The 19402-nt window shown below is 39.7% G+C and carries 14 protein-coding genes; all 14 read left to right on the top strand.

Features of this window, described 5'->3' with window-relative positions; all coding sequences use genetic code 11:
* The first annotated feature begins 4 nt into the window (after positions 1 to 4).
* Entirely contained in the window at positions 5 to 1741 is a 1737-nt protein-coding gene (locus D0T49_RS06575; protein ID WP_163629805.1) for an RICIN domain-containing protein, read from the top strand.
* A 15-nt stretch (positions 1742 to 1756) separates the two neighbouring features.
* Positions 1757 to 3322 carry a DUF4874 domain-containing protein gene (locus D0T49_RS06570; RefSeq protein WP_163629804.1) on the top strand — a complete coding sequence of 522 codons (1566 nt, stop codon included), beginning with the start codon at positions 1757 to 1759 and terminating at the stop codon, positions 3320 to 3322.
* Between the two features lie 76 nt (positions 3323 to 3398).
* Positions 3399 to 3902 (top strand): DUF4488 domain-containing protein, encoded by a 504-nt coding sequence (locus tag D0T49_RS06565; RefSeq protein WP_163629803.1) that lies wholly within the window; start codon positions 3399 to 3401, stop codon positions 3900 to 3902.
* 54 nt (positions 3903 to 3956) lie between these two features.
* A complete protein-coding gene (locus tag D0T49_RS06560; RefSeq protein ID WP_163629802.1) occupies positions 3957 to 4502 on the top strand; it encodes a DUF4488 domain-containing protein in 546 nt (181 codons plus the stop codon).
* 56 nt (positions 4503 to 4558) lie between these two features.
* Positions 4559 to 7153 (top strand): alpha-galactosidase, encoded by a 2595-nt coding sequence (locus tag D0T49_RS06555; RefSeq protein ID WP_163629801.1) that lies wholly within the window; start codon positions 4559 to 4561, stop codon positions 7151 to 7153.
* Between the two features lie 24 nt (positions 7154 to 7177).
* The gene (locus tag D0T49_RS06550; RefSeq protein WP_163629800.1) at positions 7178 to 8833 is read left to right on the top strand and encodes a trehalase family glycosidase; all 1656 of its coding nucleotides are present in this window, start codon (positions 7178 to 7180) and stop codon (positions 8831 to 8833) included.
* 90 nt (positions 8834 to 8923) lie between these two features.
* Complete coding sequence (locus D0T49_RS06545) at positions 8924 to 11119, top strand: alpha-galactosidase (RefSeq protein ID WP_163629799.1); 2196 nt, start codon at positions 8924 to 8926, stop codon at positions 11117 to 11119.
* A gap of 308 nt (positions 11120 to 11427) precedes the next feature.
* Positions 11428 to 12261: a DUF4488 domain-containing protein gene (locus D0T49_RS06540; protein WP_163629798.1), complete on the top strand. Its 834-nt coding sequence runs from the start codon at positions 11428 to 11430 to the stop codon at positions 12259 to 12261.
* Positions 12262 to 12311: 50 nt separating this feature from the next.
* A complete protein-coding gene (locus tag D0T49_RS06535; protein WP_163629797.1) occupies positions 12312 to 12779 on the top strand; it encodes a DUF4488 domain-containing protein in 468 nt (155 codons plus the stop codon).
* A gap of 136 nt (positions 12780 to 12915) precedes the next feature.
* Positions 12916 to 14535 (top strand): DUF6377 domain-containing protein, encoded by a 1620-nt coding sequence (locus D0T49_RS06530; RefSeq protein ID WP_163629796.1) that lies wholly within the window; start codon positions 12916 to 12918, stop codon positions 14533 to 14535.
* 549 nt (positions 14536 to 15084) lie between these two features.
* A complete protein-coding gene (locus D0T49_RS06525; RefSeq protein WP_163629795.1) occupies positions 15085 to 15660 on the top strand; it encodes a manganese efflux pump MntP family protein in 576 nt (191 codons plus the stop codon).
* An 84-nt stretch (positions 15661 to 15744) separates the two neighbouring features.
* Positions 15745 to 17061 (top strand): signal recognition particle protein, encoded by a 1317-nt coding sequence (ffh, locus tag D0T49_RS06520; RefSeq protein WP_163629794.1) that lies wholly within the window; start codon positions 15745 to 15747, stop codon positions 17059 to 17061.
* Between the two features lie 83 nt (positions 17062 to 17144).
* Positions 17145 to 18032, top strand: coding sequence for a bifunctional methylenetetrahydrofolate dehydrogenase/methenyltetrahydrofolate cyclohydrolase FolD (folD, locus tag D0T49_RS06515; protein ID WP_163629793.1), 888 nt, complete (start codon positions 17145 to 17147; stop codon positions 18030 to 18032).
* Positions 18033 to 18089: 57 nt separating this feature from the next.
* Positions 18090 to 18788 (top strand): 16S rRNA (uracil(1498)-N(3))-methyltransferase, encoded by a 699-nt coding sequence (locus D0T49_RS06510; protein ID WP_163629792.1) that lies wholly within the window; start codon positions 18090 to 18092, stop codon positions 18786 to 18788.
* Positions 18789 to 19402 lie beyond the last annotated feature (614 nt).

The following is a 19402-nucleotide window of genomic DNA, read 5'->3' as shown; positions in this document are numbered from 1 at the left end:
TCAAATGAAAAGGTCAGTATTCTATTTTATTTTGTTGCTTGCTTTGATTTTTATACCCGAGATTAAAGCTCAGTTGCCAGAAACCAGCACGGCTGATAGTCCGGTTTGGTATTATATACAAGTAACCGGCGAAGGAGAGCGTGCGGGACGAGTTTTCACAACTATTGCAAATGATACGAAAGTATATGGACGTGCGGTAATCTACACTGACGACCAATCGCAAAAGGATACCCAGTGGTGGCGTTTCGAGAAAACCGGTTCGCAATACAGAGTTATAAATAAAGCAACCGGAAAACAGCTTGATATCGCATATGACTCGTCCAAGTCGATTAGCCATGCAGCGCTTGCTACCGAATCATCGGCTACCTTTAGTTTCGAGGCATATGATGATTATTATAATATTAAATCGTCTAAAGCAGCTTCGGGGGGAGGTGATTCTAATGTATATGCACATCAGGCAAATGATTACGGGAGCCGTAATTATGTAGTTATGTTCGAATCGAGTGCATATAATAACACCGCTAACTCGCAGTTTTCGTTTATATTGGCCGAAAATCTGGATAATGACTCCGACTTTTTGCCCGAAGATAGTAGCGCCGACAATCCTGTTTGGTATCATATTCAGGTGTTGGGCGAAGGAGTGCGGGCAAACAGGGTTTATACTGTAGAAGGAGATGAAGTGTACGGACGGCCAACAGCAACCTCAATTAAACCAATAGATGTTGACCCGCAATTGTGGCGTTTTGAGAAAACCGGCGAAGAATACGATATAATAAATAAAGCTACCGGAAAAAAACTGGAGATATCTTATGCTGCTGCACCCAGAAATATTAACATTACAACTGTCAGCGATGCGCCTAAAACAAAATGGAAGTTTAGTAGGGTGAATAAGAACTATTGTCAGATAGTTGCTACCGTACCACCAACGGGAGGTAAAGCTGCTGAGGTGTATGCTCACCAAGCCAACTCGGCCGATGGTGTTCGTGATTTTGTCATCATGTTTGTTGATACACAATGGAATACCGAGAGTAATTCTTATTTCCGCTTTGTAGCATACGAAGACCCTAATGTAGAAATAAGTACCGACGAAAAATCAGTGTGGTATTTTATTACAAATACTCAGGAGAACTATAAAGACAAAGCTATCACAGACGTTGCCTCTCAAGGCAAGCCTTATGTGAAGTTCTCGATTGAAGATGTTGATAAAAAAAATAAATCTCAGTATTGGAAGGCTGTAAAAGTAAGTACAGACCCTGCCGATGAACGTGTTCAATTTGTAAACAAAGCAACCGGCAATATAATACAGACCAACTCGGTACAGGAGGGTATTTTCAGCTATGTACAATATACCACCGATTTTACAGATAGCGACGGTTGGTTGTTGAATTACATAGGCGACATGCAATATGAAATATCGGGCAAAGAAAAGGATGGTGCTACGAGATACCTGTATGTAGGTAATAATACATCTACTTACCCTGAGGTATACATTAAAAATTCTAAGAATTCGGGATTTGCTTGGACTTTTGTACATACTGGGGAGATTACAACAGATATTCCGTCGGTAGATAGTGATAATATCGTTGTTTATACCCGGAATCGGAAAATTATTGTAGTTGGCTGTGACGATTTTACAGTTTGGAATATAAACGGAATACAGGTGAATAAAGATTATGAGCTTCCGGAGGGAGTTTATCTGGTAAAAGCGGATGGTAAAGTAGCAAAAGTATTGGTTAAATAATAAATCGGAACTATCATGAAAAGACTGATTAATTTATTTTTTATCTTGATAATATCTTCTTCCTCTTTTTTAATGGCTCAGAGCCTGTTTCTGTCATCAAAAGCATCCGAAGATATTGTAAGTAAAGAAGCTCTGAGAAATCCGGACAGAGGACTTCATCTGGAATGTAACTTTGTGATTACAGCCGGCACGCCTGAAACTATGTTTAACCCATATGGCTCAGGAGTAGGACAAATACTGGAAGTAGACGAAGATTTTGAATATTATCCTGATGGGTTTATCCGTACAAGAACTGAAGAACTGAAAACAGAAGAAGACAGCATTACACTTACTCAATTGTATATGTATTTGCAGGAATTTCGCGAAGTTGACGTTATACCCGAATCGGCAATTAATAATATAAAAACACTGTTCCAAACGTTGCGCGACAGTGGTTATAAAGCAATTCTACGTTTTGCTTATCGTAATGAGCATACATTGCCCAAAAACCTTTATCCTACGGCTGAAAGAACATTGAAGCATGCGCAACAATTGGCTCCGGTGATAACGGAAAATATTGATGTAATCTCAGTTATTCAGTCCGGGTTTATCGGGCAATGGGGCGAATGGACCCCCTCTTTTTCTACTTCGGAGAACAATGCTATAATGAAAGCCTTACTTGCCGGTATCCCCGAAGGTTATGGTATGGAGATGCGTTATTGTTCTCGTAAAAATGGCTTAAAGCCGGAGATAAGTGCCGATGATTATAATCGTATTGGTTTTAATAATGACTACTTTACCGGAGGCCAACACCCAATGGCATGTGGAGGAAGCGATTTTGGTTGCCCGAAAGATGACCAATACAAACAAGTGGCAAAAGAATCTTTTGACGCTTATGTAAGTGGCGAGGTACCTCACGAAGGAAAAACCGACCCAACATGGGGGCTCGATTTTATGTTGGATACAGATGGTTTATTCCCGATTTTGAAATTGCACCACTATGTGGCGATGGATATAACACAAAACTTTTACAACAATATCAAGTATTGGAGAACTGTAAAGGTTTATCCTGCAAAATTGGAGCGTCTGGGTATTTTCTTCGATCAGGATTATTTTAAAGAAGATGGTAAGTTTGTAATTCGTTCGTTTTATCAGTTCGTTCGCGACCATTTAGGTTATCGCCTCAATGTAAAAGAAGCAACTTTTAATAAGGACGGAGAAAAGTTGCAATACGATATTCGTGTAACTAACACCGGATTTGCTACCGTACATAACCCGAAGTCGGTATTTTTGGTGTTGATAGATTCGAACAACCAGATAGCCAAAGAAATAAAACTGGATGATGTGAACCCGAAAGCATGGCAGCCTTGGGCTGTGGATAAGCCTGACGAATTGCTTGTACATACAATATCGGGTAGTGTAAATCCTCAGGTTGCAGCAGGAACATATAAAGTAGGCTTGACTGTGTTGGACAATGAGGTGTCGATAAAAGATTTGCCCGAATATCAGATTAAATTCTCGACAGACAACGGAAAAGCAACTCATTGGACTAATAAAGATAAAACCAGAGTTGTGAATATAATAGGAACAGCAACATTGTAGTAATAGCAAGGGCATGGGCTTGTCTCATGCCCTCCCTCAAACTGTTTTTAGTAGGCATTAATTATTTTTTAGAGAAATGAAAAGGATTGTGTTTTTTGTATGTTTTGCGGCGTTATTTTTAGCCGGGTGTAATGATAAAACCAAGAAAGTACCGGTAGTTTCCGATTTTGTAGGGATATGGCAGCTATGTGGTACTTCGTACGACGGTATGCCTACTATAGCCCCTTATGAAAATGCACGGATGCCGCAGTATAAAATTATTTCTGATAACGGCAGGTTTTCCAATATGATACTGTCGCGCAATACTTACATCACTGTGTATGGTACTTATAAAGTAGCTTCTCTGAGCGAGTATGTGGAGTGTGTGGAAAAATCGTACACTAACCCGCTGCATGATAACTATAAAAACGTGATGCAGTGTGAACTGATAAATGGAAAATACCTGAAACTTTCTTATCCTACGAAGACAGATTATGAAGGGCTTATTATTAATGAGAAAGTGGACGAGCTGTGGGTGAAAGTTCCTTATGGCAATCCTTTTGAAGTCTCAAAAAACAATGTGGCAGATAGTATAAAATAGGTGGATATATATTTAAAAACAGTCTCTCAATTATAAACTAAAATAAGCTATGTCATGAAGAAACAACTTTATTTCGTTCTTTTTGTAACTATTTTGTTTGGTGCAAGTTGCTCCTCGGGAAATAACAAAAGCAAATATACCGAACATCCGTTGACAGGTGTATGGCAAATGTGTATGGATTACCCCGGAAGTGTGGACGAGTTGGTTTATATGTTTAATAATACTCGTTTGCCGTTTTTTAAGCTGATAAGCGGCGACGGAACGTTTACTAATCTCTTTTTGTCTCATAATTCCCTATCAGTTTCTAATAGCCTGAAAGGAAATGAGGGCTTTATCCCCTTTAAATCAGTTCAGACTGCTGTTGGGATATATAAGATATACCCTTCTGAAAATAGGTATGTTGAATATGTAGAAAGATCTACATCCAATCCTCTGCACGATGGTGCTACTAATGAGTTGTCTTATATGTTTTTAGATGAAAACCGTATGGTGCTGACCTACGAGAATAAAATCCCGATGCCTGATGGGACTGTTATGAGCCGTAAGACTAACGAACTGTGGGTGAAGGTTAATTTAGGTCGTCCTTTTTCGGTAGAATAGAAAAAACAAATACAATCAAAATTTTAAATTATCCTTGAAAAGAAAATCTCTCCTTTATGAAAAAAATTATTCTTAGCCTTTTTATCCTGTTGCCGGTAGTGCTGCTGGCTCAAAATCGAATCCCGTTGAGTGAACTTAACCTAAGTATGATGACTACAGGCTGGAGCTCGGCCAAAGCTAATAGGAGCATAGATGGAAACCCGCTGACGATGGGTGGCAAAGTGTACCGGAACGGAGTAGGCACGCATGCCGATAGTAAAATGATGATAGCGTTGGAAGGGCGTGCCGCTCGTTTTACAGCCCTTGTAGGTGTAGATGATGAAGTTACTTCGGCTGGGTCTGTTGTGTTTAGGATAACGGCCGACGATAAAGAGGTGTTCAAGTCGCCCCTGATGCGTAAAGGAGACAAACCTAAAAAAGTTAACATTAACTTGAATGGGGTGCAAACATTAGTACTTGAGGCTTTGTCGGGCGGCGATGGCATAAGTAATGATCATGCAGACTGGGCAGAGGCTTACTTTGATATGAAAGAGGGTAAACCGGTTGCAGTATCGAGCCGTCGTTTAATAGAAATCAGTACGGACAATAATTTGTTGTTGTTGTCGGTGGATGCTGAGGACAACCTCATGCAACAATACATAGGCCGAAAAGCAGGTCTGGAAGTTACTTTTGCTTCGGGTGTACAGAAAGAACAGGCTTACTCAACTATACAAAGCGGTAAACAAATAGTGTATTGGGGAGAACCTGCCTTACATGTTGTACATCATAATGGGCACACATCTACCATGTTGAAATACGTAGAGCATAAGACTACAAAGGTGGATGATAATATAACACTTACATACATTAAACTCAAAGATTCTGTATATCCGCTTTATACCGAGCTGTATTACAAAGCCTATGCAAAGCAAAATGTAATAGAGCAATGGACAGAAGTTTATCATAATGAGGAAGGCGATGTGACCATAAAACAGGCCGCATCGTCAGCTCTGACATTGCGTAGCCGTACGCGCAATTACTGGTTGACACAATTTACAGGCGACTGGATGAACGAATTTAATGTAGACGAATATCCGCTGACAGTAGGCTCAAAAGTGATAGAAAACCGTTGGGGGATAACCAGCTCAAACGGACGGCAGCCGCATTTTATGATTACTTTGAACGAACAGGCTACTGAAACTTCGGGCGAAGTGCTTGCCGGGACGCTGGCTTGGTCGGGCAATTATCAACTGAAATTTGAACTGACCACTTACGGCTATTTATCAGTTGTTTCGGGTACTAACCCTTGGTCGGCCGATTATACTTTGCCGGCAGGTCGGCGTTATATCACCCCTTCGCTGATTTATACTTATTCTACGCAGGGTAAGGGCGAGGCTTCGCGCAATCTGCACCGTTGGGCTCGTGCCTATGGTATACGCGATGGGGAAACGGAACTTCGTACAATATTCAACAACTGGGAAGCTACCGGAATGAATACTGCCGATAATGTAATTATTCCGTTTTTACAGCCAGCCCATGATTTAGGCTTTGAACTATTCTTGCTTGACGATGGCTGGTTCGGATTGCCGGATAAGGCGCGTGTACTTGGCGAATGGAATCCTACCCCAAAAATGCACCCTGATGGCATGAAGCCTCTGATAGAAGCGGCCGGAAAGGTAGGTATTGATTTTGGGCTTTGGGTAGAGATGGAAATGGCCAATCCGGAAGCGCATCTTGTAACAGAGCATCCTGAGTGGCTGCTGACTGACCCTCAGCGTACCCCGCATTTGCAACGTGGGCAGTATGTGTTGGATTTGACTAATCCTCAGGTGCAGGATTTTTGTATCGGCGCATTTGATAATATACTGAAAAGCAATCCGGGTATTACTTTTGTAAAATGGGATTGCAATAGCCCGTTTCACAATCCGTATTCGCAATATCTTGGAGATAAACAGCAGCATTTGTGGTATGAATATACTCGCGGGCTATACCGGATATTCAGTGAATCGGTTCGCTTGAATCCTGATTTGCAAATGATGCTTTGCGCTGCCGGTGGCGGACGTTGCGACTATGGAGCAATGCGCTATTTCCATGAGTTCTGGACAAGTGATAACACTAACCCGTTGAAACGAGTGTTCGTTCAATGGGGAGCGTCACATGTTTTTCCTGCAAAAACGCATGGAGCACACGTAACACACATGGGGCATCAACCATTTAAATTTGCGTTTGACGTAGCGATGAGTGGCTGTTTGGGTATGGATGCCAATCCATTGAAAATGACGGAAGAGGAAAAGAAAATAACAAAACGATCATTAGAAGCGTATAAAACAAAGCTACGCCCTGTAGTACAGTTGGGCGATTTATACCGTTTAGTATCGCCTTACGAAACATCGCGTTCGGTTGTTTCGTATGTGGAGAATGATAAAAAGGAAAAAGCTGTTGTTTTTGTTTATCAGGTTCGCGATTCGAGCGAAGGCTTAAATGTAGCATTGCAAGGCTTAAATCCCGATTTAAATTATACAATTGACGAAGTGAATATAGACTCGGCAGATGCTGCCGCTTGTATTCAGAATGGCAAAACACTTTCAGGAAAAGAACTGATGGAAAAAGGGCTTGATTTTAATTGTAAGAAACGTTTTGACAGTGCATCGGTGTATCTGTATGTGAAATAAGGCGGTATTTTAAGAATTATGATAATGGAAAAAAAATCATTAATACTATCCCTGCTTTTTTGCTTTACATTTTTTTTGCAGGCAAATGGCTCATTTCCCGCTTCGGAAGGGATAAATCATAATTCTTCAAATAATAATATAACTCAACCGGAGGAGAGGGGAGCATATTTTTATAAGAAAAAATACGTGCCGCAACCAATTCCTTCTTATGAAGATAATAAACATTTGCTACCCAAGCCTATATTGGATAATAATAAGGGGTGGGTAGATATGTATGATAAATGCTGGCAGTTGCTGTTCAACAATATTAAAGCTCCGGTAGAGGGTTCTCCTTTTGTTTCGAATTGGTATGACGAGGCCTTTGATAATTCTATTTTTCAGTGGGATATTATATTTATGACAATGTTTGGAAAATATGCACATCATATTTTTCCCGGCATCCGGTCCTTTGATAACTTTTATTGCCGTCAAAAATTAAATGGCAGTATCTGCCGCAGGATAGATGAAATAACAGGAAAAGACTGGTTTGACGACAATAATTCCAATTTAATCAATCCTCCCTTGTTTAGCTGGGCTGAGGTTGAAAATTACAAAGTGACAGGCGATAAGTCTCGTTTTCAGCACATACTTCCGGTTTTGGAAAAATACTTTGAATTTGTAGAAAAAGCAAGGATAGGAGAGGATACGCCGCATAAATTGTATTGGAGTAATGGGCAGGCTTCGGGGATGGATAATACTCCGAGAGACAATGGCAGAAAAAGGACCCATTGGGCTTCCGACCATCAGGGCTGGGTAGACATGTCGAGCCAGATGGTAATTCAATGCAATAACATTGCTGTTATTTGTGAGGAGTTAGGCTACATTGAAAAAGCAGAGAAATATAAAAAGAAATCTGCCGAGATTGCAGCCAGGATTAATTATTGGATGTGGAATGAAGAAGATGGCCTGTATTACGATGTAGATACTGCCGGAGTGCAAACCAAATGGAAAACAATAGCCTGTTTCTGGCCTATGTTAGCCGAAATTACATCTGCCGGGCAAAGTGAAGCCTTGATAAACAATTTAAAAAATCCTGCTTTGTTCTGGAAAGATATTCCTTTTCCTTCGTTGGCGGCATCATACCCCGAATATCATGCTAACGGTGGCTATTGGCAAGGTGCGGTTTGGGCACCTACAAATTATGCTACAATTAAAGGTATTGAGCAGGTAGGCGATAACGCTTTTGCAAAAGAGGCTTCGGAGCGATATATAGAAGGGTTGTATCAGGTGTTTCTGACAACGGGCACTTTGTGGGAGAATTATGCTCCTGAAAAAATAGACGGAAAATTTGTTCCGGGAACACATGACTATGATTCGACCAAGTTTTGCAGAACCAATTTTGTGGGTTGGACTGGTGTGGGACCTATTGCCTTGTTAATTGAGAATGTGCTTGGGTTCCGCTTAAATGGAGCGGATAAAATTTTGACTTATGACCTACGGCGTACTGACAGGCATGGAGTTGAAAATCTTCGTATGGCGGACATCACTACTTCTGTTATTTGTAATGAACGCAGAAATGAAAAAGCAAAAGCGTTTCTGACAGTTCAGTCGGATAAGCCATATAAACTGACAGTTCTGTTTCATGATAAATCCTCTGTTTTTGATGTACAACCGGGTACGAATAATTTTATCGTGAAATAATGTGATTTTTTGTACATTGATAGATATCATCACCCTAAATGACGGTATTAAAAAAGTAGTATTAACTCAATAATATCAAACACTATTAAAATGAAGAAGTTTTTTTTATCATTTCTCTTGATTGGTTTATTTTCTCTCCCATTAATAAGCCAGTCTGAGTTTATTCGTATCTCAACTGACGATATCGACTTGGTTATCCGTGTTGCACCTCAAAGCAAGCGTGTTTATCAGGCTTACCTGGGCGATAAACTGATGAATGAATCAGAATTTAAAGCTCTTTCGTTCAGCCTCAAAGGCGGTTCCGAAGGAAGCGTATCGGCTCGTGGTTGGGAAGTGTATCCGGCATCGGGGGCTGAAGATTTCTTCGAACCTGCTTTTGCCATCCAGCATAACGATGGAAATATGACATCCATTTTTCGTTATGTTTCGCATGAAGTAAATAAGATAGACGACAACGTGACCGAAACAGTTATCAACTTGAAGGATGACGTTTATCCTGTAAATGTAAAGCTCGTATATCATACTTTCGGCAAAGAGAACATAATAAAAACCTGGACTGAAATTAACCATACCGAAAAGAAACCTGTGACTATAAGCCGTTATGCGTCGTCTATGCTTTATTTTGAAAGCCCTGCTTATTACCTGACTGAATTTAGCGGCGACTGGGCTATGGAAGCACGTATGAGTACCCAGCAATTACAATTCGGCAAAAAAATACTTGAAACAAAACTTGGATCGCGGGCCGCTATGCACGTTTCTCCGTTTTTTCAGGTTGGTTTAGGGCAACCAGCCCAAGAGCAACAAGGAACGGTTGTACTTGGTACATTAGCCTGGTCGGGTAATTTTCAGTTTACATTTGAAGTAGACAATTCAAGTAACCTGCGTATTATATCGGGAATTAATCCTTATGCATCAAACTATGAGCTGAAACCAAAAGAAAATTTTGTAACGCCTGAGTTTATTTTTACAATCAGTAAAGACGGCACAAGCAAGGCAAGCCGTAACTTTCACACATGGGCGCGCAATTACCAGTTGAAAGATGGGAAAGGTGACCGTCTGACCCTGCTCAACAACTGGGAAGCAACACAGTTTAATTTTGATGAGGATAAGCTGGTAGATATTATGGGCGAGGCCAGGATGCTTGGCGTTGATATGTTTCTGTTGGACGATGGTTGGTTTGGCAATAAATACCCACGCGAAAAAGCGACTACTACTTTAGGGGATTGGGATGTTACAAAAGACAAACTTCCACATGGAATTCCGTTTTTGGTGGAAAAGGCCAAAGAAAACGGTGTGAAATTTGGCATATGGATAGAACCCGAAATGATTAGCCCTGAGAGTGAATTGATTGAAAAACACCCCGATTGGGCAATACGCTTGCCAAACCGTGAGCCTTATTATTATCGCAGCCAGTTGGTGCTGGATATGAGCAATCCTAAGGTGCAGGATTTTGTTTTTGGCGTAGTGGATAATATTATGAGTGAAAATCCGGATGTAGCATTTCTTAAATGGGATTGTAACAGCCCTATAACCAATATTTATTCTCCATACCTGAAAACAAAACAAAACCAGTTGTATATAGACCACAACAGAGGGGTGGTGAATGTGTTCAAACGTGTGAACGAGAAATATCCCGATTTGCCGATGATGCTTTGCGCCGGAGGGGGTGGACGATGCGATTATGAATCGCTTAAGTACTTTACCGAGTTTTGGTGTAGTGATAATACCGACCCTATCGAGCGTATTTACATACAGTGGGGCTTTTCACAGTTTTTTCCGGCTAAGTCGATGGATGCCCACGTAACAAGCTGGAATCGTCGTACCAGTATAAAATTCCGTGTAGATGTGGCTATGATGTGTAAAATGGGATTTGACATCCGCACCCACGAAATGAGCGAAACCGACCAGAAATTCTGTCAACAGGCTGTAGCCGATTATAAACGCCTGAAACCTGTTATTCTGGATGGTGACCAGTATCGTTTGGTTTCTCCTTATGAGACAAACCACATGTCGGTGATGTATGCTAATGAAGAAAAAACTAAAGCTGTTTTGTTTTCTTATGATATTCACCCTCGCATGGGTGAAAAAACAATGTCGGTAAAGCTACAAGGACTTGACCCTGACAAAAAATACAAAATAGAAGAAATCAACCTTATTCCCGAACGTAAATCCAACATGAGGGGAAATGGAGAAACATTCTCAGGCGATTTTCTGATGAAAATAGGATTGAACGTGTTCACAACAGGACAAACAAACAGCAGGGTGATTGAAATTACAGCGGAGTAAGAGTAGAAATTGAAAATACTGAATGTTATATTTTTATTGCCCCGCAAATTAGCGGGGCAATTTTTTATCATTTATATGTGATAAATTCTATTTTTAATCGTTATATATGTATATAGGGACGGCGAATGGATGAAATTGGGAAAATAGCTTTATAAATTTAGATTCTTTTTGTAGTACTTTTTGTTATTCTAAAATGCTTATATGTAGTTTGTTATGATTAAAAACCGTGAAAAAACCGTATCAAAATCGGCTGAAAAATGCTTGAAATCTTGTAGTAGTCTATATTTTTGTTTCGGAGGGAGGCGGATATGAAACAACCGGAATTAGGAAAAAAAATTGCTGAGCTTCGGAAAGCTAAAGGTTTAACTCAGGAAGAACTTTCAAAGCAGTGTAACTTAAACATACGTAGTTTGCAGCGGATTGAGTCGGGCGAAGCGACACCTCGTTTTTACACTCTTAAAATGATATTTAACGCATTGGATTACTCGGTAGAGGATTTCAATACATTGGGACAACAAGATCAGCTAAAAGAGGATGCTGTGAACCAGCAAATTGAAGAGCAGCATTCTTTTTTTTCAAAGCTATCGGGCTTTTTCCGCTCCTTGTCGTTATCGGAACGGATTTTGGTCATTTCATTTTTTGTTGTTATAATATCATTGATAATAGTTGTTTCGGCAATAAGGGATAAAAATGTAAGGAATGATGCGAACGCTAAAAATGGAGTAGTATGGGTTAACGATTTGAAAACAACGAGCGATCCGGTTACAACGATGAAAGCATTTGATATACAGGGTGTCTGGCAGTTGAGCAAAGATGCGATAGGAAAAGAAGCGTTGCTGAAGGGGAGTGTTCCTAATGTGTATTCTACCTATAAGTTTATTGATAAATGCGGAAATTTTACGAATATGATTCGTAATAACAAGGGTACGCATATCACGGCCGATGGTAAATACAGTATATCTGAAACTGAATATATTGAATATGTCGACCGCTCGTTTACATCGCCTTCTTATAGTGCGTCAGATAACAGGATGAAGTATGAGATTATTCAGAATAAGTACCTTATACTTGTTTACGTGAAAGAAGGAAATAAGTTTAACGAACTTTGGGTGAAAGTGCCTTATGGGAATCCGATGAATTAAAATTGAATGAGAAATATAATTATTGATATTAATCTCTAAAATTCAAAATCATGAAAAAGAATCTATTATTTGTCGTATTTGTTCTGGTATTATCTTTTATCGGTTGTTCATCCTCCAAAAACAACTCTGTTGCTTCACAGGCTATGCCCCAATCCGCATTGCAGGGTGTGTGGCAGTTGAGTAAGGAGTTTCCTGCAAAAGAGATGCTGTTAAGCGGCTACAATCCAATTGTTTATTCTACCTATAAAATTGTTGACCGTATAGGAGATTTTACGAATATTATCCGCAACAACCGTGGTACATATATTACGGCAAATGGTACATACAGCTTTTCCGAATCGGAATATACAGAGCATGTTGTGCGTTCTTTTACATCTCCCGAATTTAGCGGGACTGATAATAAAATGACTTACGAAATACTGCATAATAAATTTTTGATTCTGAAATACCCCGTTGGTGGTGGGCGGTATGTGAATGAGTTATGGGTCAGAGTACCTTATGGCAATCCGTTGAATTAAGATTGTAATTTATAAGCGTTTAATTAGCAGGGAGAGATTGTTTGTAATTGGCAGGCAATCTCTTTTTGTGTCATAATAAGCAGAAAGTCAAAGATAGTTTCTATCTTTGTAACTAAGCAGGTTAATACATCTTGTTATGAGGAACTCTCTTATTCTTTTATGTGCTTTTTTACCGTTTGTTTCTTTGCTTTCTCAGAAAAGTGAATTAAGTTCTCTGTTTGCTTTACTCGACTCCACTATACAAAACAAAGAAATATATGTAGAGCAAAAGGAGGCGAGGATAAATGAACTTAAGAAAATATTGAAGCTCCCTAATGTCACATCCGAACAAATCTATCGTATTCACACTGATTTGCAGAATGAGTACCTGAGTTTTATACCCGACTCGGCTAAAAAGTATGCCCGGGAAAACCTACAGATTGCGGAGGAGCTAAACAACGAAGATTGGATATTAGAATCGAAATTGATGCTTATCCAGCTTTATTCCAAGGCCGGGCTGTATCTGGATGCCCTGGATATACTTAATTCGATAAACCGCCCTGCTATTCCCGAAAAGTTTTTGACGCATTATTATTCAGCTTGTAAACAGTTTTATTATAATTATCTGTCGGGTAATGTTTTAAACAACCAACCTTATTTGAATTATCAAGACTCTTTGTTTGTATTGACAAAAGAAGGGTCGAGACAATACAAATATGCGCTTGCCGAGAAATTGATGGATACCGGAGAGTGGGCAAAGGCACGGGAAATACTGTTGCCGATTTTTGATGAAACGGAAGATGGCAGCCATTTGCAAGCTATGATGGCTTATTGGATAGGGTGCACATACCGTGGAGAGAATGACTATGCCATGCAGAAAAAATATTTTGTAATATCTGCTATTGCCGATATGAAAAATGCTGTGAAAGAGCATGAATCGTTTTTGGCACTTGCAGTGTCTTGCTATGAAACCAATGAAACTGAACGGGCGTACAAGTACGTGTATCAATCGATGGAAGATGCTGTGTTTGCTAACCTTAGTATGAAAACATTGAAGGTGTCGCAGTTTTTTCCTATAATAGAAAAAGCTTATAATGATAAGATACAGGAACAGAATGGTAAACTTGCAGGCATGTTGTTTTTTATCGGTATCCTTTCCGTTATATTGATTATTATTATTGTATTTGTTATTATCCAACTGGGGAAACTGGCGAAGGCCCGCCGTCATTTGTCCGAAACAAACACTCGGTTGAAAAGTCTGAATGATGATATGGTAAGGACAAACAATGCACTATCGGAAGCCAACCTTTTGAAAGAGACATATATCGGAGAGTTTTTGAACATCTGTTCTGTTTATATAAAAAAACTGGAAAAATACCAGCATTCGATCAATAAAATGGTGATTGACCGTCAGTTCGAAGAACTGGCAAAATCATTGAGGTCGCGCGATATGCTTGAGGAGGAACTTAAGAATCTGTACGATATTTTTGATAAAGTTTTTTTAAGGCTTTACCCCGGTTTTGTAGAGGAATTTAATAAATTGCTACCTGAAGATGAACGCTTTAATATAAAAAATAATGACTCTCTTAATACAGAGTTGAGGGTTTTTGCATTAATCAGGTTGGGAATAACCGATAGCACACAAATAGCGGAATTTCTGCGTTGCTCCATACGTACAGTCTATAATTACAGAACCCGAATCCGTAATAAGTCTTTTGTTAATAAGGACGATTTTGAGAATGAAGTAATGAAAATAGGAGCAAACTTCTCTAAGTAGCTGTTAGGGAATTATATATATATTTTAAAAGTATGCTGACTTGAAAAGTCGAACTTCCATATGCAAATCCTGCCTTTCAGGCAGGAGCATGCTTTTTAAAATACCTCCAAATATATAACACGGCATGCTTTATAAAACACCTATAACTGGGTTTTAAAACTATTGATTGTCAAGTAGTACCGCTGATTTGGAAATAGTGCTCTGTGTTTTTTATCAAAAGCTCCGTAGGAGCATAAGTTTGGTAATAAGGTGTTATGACAGGTGTTATTCGTGCCATAGGTGCGAAACTTTTGCAACGGGGTAGCGTACCTACGGCACGCGAATGCCATGTAAGGAACCGACTATTGCCAAACTGTCGTTCCTACGGGACTTTAAGAGTTGAAGTGAAATTTTTGTCATGGAACTAAATCAAAAAAATATAGTCTCTTGTATATTTCTGTAAAGCAGATAGTTGGTGAAAATAATTTATTTTTAACGCATTACTGCCGATTATCAAGTTGAATGCAATTGTAAGTTTTAAAATCATAAATTATTAAGTATTTTGTAATCATGGATTTATTAACTATTATATTAATGGCGATAGGCTTGGCTATGGATTGCTTTGCTGTGTCGATAAGCAAAGGGATTTGTACCAAGCGTTTTCATTTCGGGTATGCACTGCGTATTGCTTTCCTGTTTGGACTGTTTCAGGGAGTTATGCCGCTTATAGGTTACTACATTAGCAGCGTTTTTGCGGAGCAAATCAAGGCTTTCGACCATTGGATAGCTTTTGTCCTGCTTGGATTTATTGGGGTGAGAATGATTATGGAGGCTTTTAAGAAAGACGAAGATTGCTGTGACGGCCCCGATACTGTAAAGAAGCACTTCAGGTGGAAAGGATTGATAACCTTAGCCATTGCCACAAGCATAGATGCTTTGGCTACGGGAGTTGTACTTGCACCTTTTGCCGAATGGATATATGTTGCCGTAATAATAATAGCTTTAGTCAGCTTCCTTTTTTCTTTTGTTGGGGTATTTATCGGTACTTATTTTGGGAAAAAATTTACTTTCAAAGTGGAGGTGTTGGGAGGAATCATACTTGTCGGAATTGGCGCTAAAATACTGATAGAACATCTGTTCTTTTAATACATTGTATTTTGTAAATTTATGATTAACTTTGCACCTCTTTAAAAATCTGTTTATTATTCAAAACAAACACATTATATATTTATGTTTGAATCATTAAGTGAAAGACTCGAACGGTCGTTTAAAATACTAAAAGGTCAGGGTAAAATAACCGAGATAAATGTTGCCGAAACATTGAAAGATGTTCGTAAAGCTCTGCTCGATGCTGACGTAAATTATAAGACTGCAAAAACATTTACCGAAACCGTAAAAGAAAAGGCCTTAGGGCAAGATGTGCTGAACTCGCTGAAACCTAACCAGTTGATGGTTAAAATAGTTCACGACGAATTGGCCGAGCTGATGGGCGGCACAAGTGTTGATATTAACCTGAAAGGCAATCCCGCTGTTATTTTGATGTCGGGTTTGCAAGGGTCGGGTAAAACCACCTTTTCGGGCAAGCTGGCTAATATGCTGAAAACCAAAAAGGCAAAGCGGCCTTTGCTTGTAGCGGGCGACGTTTATCGTCCTGCAGCTATCGAGCAGTTGAAAGTGTTGGGCGAACAGTTGAATATACCTGTTTACTCCGAAGAAGGAAATAAAAATCCTATAAAAATAGCCGAGAATGCGATAAAATACGCCAAGCAAAACCAGAACGATGTTGTAATTGTGGATACTGCCGGACGCTTGGCTGTAGATGAGGAGATGATGAATGAGATTGAAGCTATCAAAAAAGCTGTCAACCCTCACGAAATACTCTTTGTAGTGGATGCAATGACCGGACAGGATGCTGTAAACACAGCAAAAGAATTTAACGACCGTCTCGATTTTGACGGCGTGGTACTTACAAAACTGGATGGTGACACGCGCGGTGGTGCTGCTCTTTCTATCCGCTCGGTAGTAAACAAGCCAATTAAATTTGTGGGTACGGGCGAAAAAATGGACGCACTGGATGTGTTCCACCCTTCACGTATGGCCGACCGTATTCTGGGAATGGGCGATATTGTGTCGCTGGTAGAACGCGCACAAGAGCAATATGACGAAGAAGAAGCCCGCCGCCTGCAATCGAAAATAGCCAAGAACCAGTTTGATTTCAACGACTTTATCTCGCAGATACAACAAATAAAGAAAATGGGTAACATTAAGGAACTTGCCTCGATGATTCCCGGTATGGGAAAGGCGTTGAAAGATGTAGAGATAGACGACGATGCTTTCAAAGGAATTGAAGCCATAATTTACTCGATGACCCCGTATGAACGCTCAAATCCGAGTGCTTTGAACGGAAGCCGCAAACAACGTATTGCTACTGGTAGTGGTACAACTGTAGCAGAGGTAAACCGCTTGCTGAAGCAGTTTGAGCAAACCAGCAAGATGATGCGTGCTACTATGAATAAGGGAAAAATGAAAATGGGAAAAAGAAGATAACTGGTTGATTTTCAGTCTGTTGTATTTTCGCTTTTTTGAAAGATGTAGACCTTTTATAACTATTGTCCAAAAAAAAATCAGATATGTCCTACAAAATAATAGATGGTAAAGCTATTTCTGACCAGGTAAAAGCCGAAATAGCAGAAGAAGTAAAGCAAATGATTGCAGAGGGAAAAAAACGCCCTCATCTTGCCGTAATCATTGTTGGTCACGACGGCGGAAGTGAGACGTACGTGGCACACAAAGTGAAATCGTGCGAGCAAGTAGGGTTTACTTCTACAAAGCTTGCTTTCGAAGAAAAAATCACCGAAGAACAATTGCTTGCCGAGATTGATAAACTGAACAGCAACGAGGACATAGATGGTTTCATCGTGCAGTTGCCGTTACCTAAGCATATTTCAGAACAAAAAGTGATTGAAGCTATTGATTACCGCAAAGATGTAGACGGTTTTCATCCGATTAATGTAGGGCGTATGTCTATAGGGTTGCCTTGTTATGTATCGGCAACTCCTTCGGGTATTCTGGAGCTTCTGAAACGATATGAGATAGAGACTTCCGGAAAGAATTGTGTGGTGATAGGACGAAGCAATATCGTAGGAAAGCCTGTAGCGTTGCTAATGATGCAAAAAGCCTATCCTGGCGATGCTACTGTTACAGTGTGCCATAGCCGTACCAAAAACTTAAAGGATATCTGCTTGCAAGCCGATATTATTATCGCGGCACTGGGAGCACCTGAGTTCCTGACTGCCGAAATGGTGAAAGAAGGTGCTGTGGTGATTGATGTAGGTACCACACGTGTTCCTTCGGATAAAACGAAAAGCGGATTCCGCCTGAGCGGCGATGTGAAGTTTGACGAGGTTGCTCCAAAGTGTTCTTACATAACTCCTGTACCGGGTGGCGTAGGGCCTATGACGATTGTGTCGTTGCTTAAAAATACGCTTTTGGCAGCTAAAAAAGAGATTTACTCTTAATCGATTATTTAATAATAATTTATCATAATAATCCCCTTCGGGGGATTTTTGTTTTCTATGATTTTTTACGCTCCGGATATTTCCATTAACCCCGTTTTGCCCGAAGAAGAATCGGTGCATGCGGTAAAGGTGTTGCGCTTGCAAGCGGGTAGTGAAATAAATATCACAGATGGGCGGGGGGGCTTTTTCAGAGCCTATGTAGTGCAACCACATCCTAAGCATTGCTTGGTAGAGATTGTAGAAGTGCTGCCCGAAATAGGAAAGCGTAATTATAAACTGCATCTGGCTGTAGCTCCTACCAAAAATATTGAACGTTTTGAGTGGTTTGTAGAGAAAGCTACTGAGATAGGGGTTGATGCAATAACGCCTGTTATCACAAGGTATTCGGAACGAAAGGTAATAAAGCCCGAACGTATACAGAAGATAATAGTATCGGCCTCAAAACAGTCGCAAAAATCAAACTTCCCCGTCCTTAACCCTTTGGCGAAATTTGAGGAGTTTGTCAGGGATAGTGTAGCTTCACAGAGTTTCATAGCCCATTGTTACGATGATGAGAAAAAGCTGTTGCTTAGAGATGCTTGCAAAAAAACTACAGATTCTTTGATACTTATCGGGCCGGAGGGAGATTTCAGTAAAGAAGAGGTTGAAATGGCGTTATCCAAGGGTTTTTTGCCTGTGTCGTTAGGAGATAGCCGGCTGCGTACTGAAACTGCCGGAGTTATGGCATGTGCTACCGTACAAGTTATAAATCAATAGCGTTCCCTGTTTTATACTTGAAAAAGGAGATGCTTCTTTCAGGTTTGTATGAGATTTTTATGTACATTTAAACTTTAAAGCAAAGCGGGTTGGGAAAATGTTTCTGCCTGTGAAGAAATAAATAAATTAGAAAAAAATCGGGTGTTATAACAATTTTCTCATTTTTAATCGTTTAGAGATAAACATGAGAAATGAGACTTTGGAAAAGGTCGGAAAACAGGTTATAAAACATATTTTTTTATTTGTCAAACTCGATTTTTCGCTGTTATTTTGCAATGGTTAACTAAACAACACAATCTTTTTTATACCTTTAAAGAAACTAATACCTATTGAAAAAGAACGAGGCTTTGTGAAAAGCCTCGTTCTTTTATATTATACCTTGCTTGTTCTGACGAAAAAGGTATTTATCTTATTCTTCCGTTAAATATTTGCCGTAAAAAAACAAAGCCTTTATTTTTGCACCCACATTCTTCGAGCAAAAATGAAGAATGAAAATTGAAAAATGAATCTTTCTCTACAAATATCATCTCAAAAAAATGCTTTTGCAAACGTTAAAATGTTTGCCGTTATCTCTATTTTATTAGAGAGAGAGAGAGAGAGAGAGAGAGAGAGAG

Source organism: Paludibacter sp. 221 (genome assembly GCF_010501035.1).
In the GTDB taxonomy this organism is placed as follows: domain Bacteria; phylum Bacteroidota; class Bacteroidia; order Bacteroidales; family Paludibacteraceae; genus QVMH01.
Note: the sequence above shows the minus strand (reverse complement) of the source record. Positions and strands in the feature narration are given on the sequence as shown.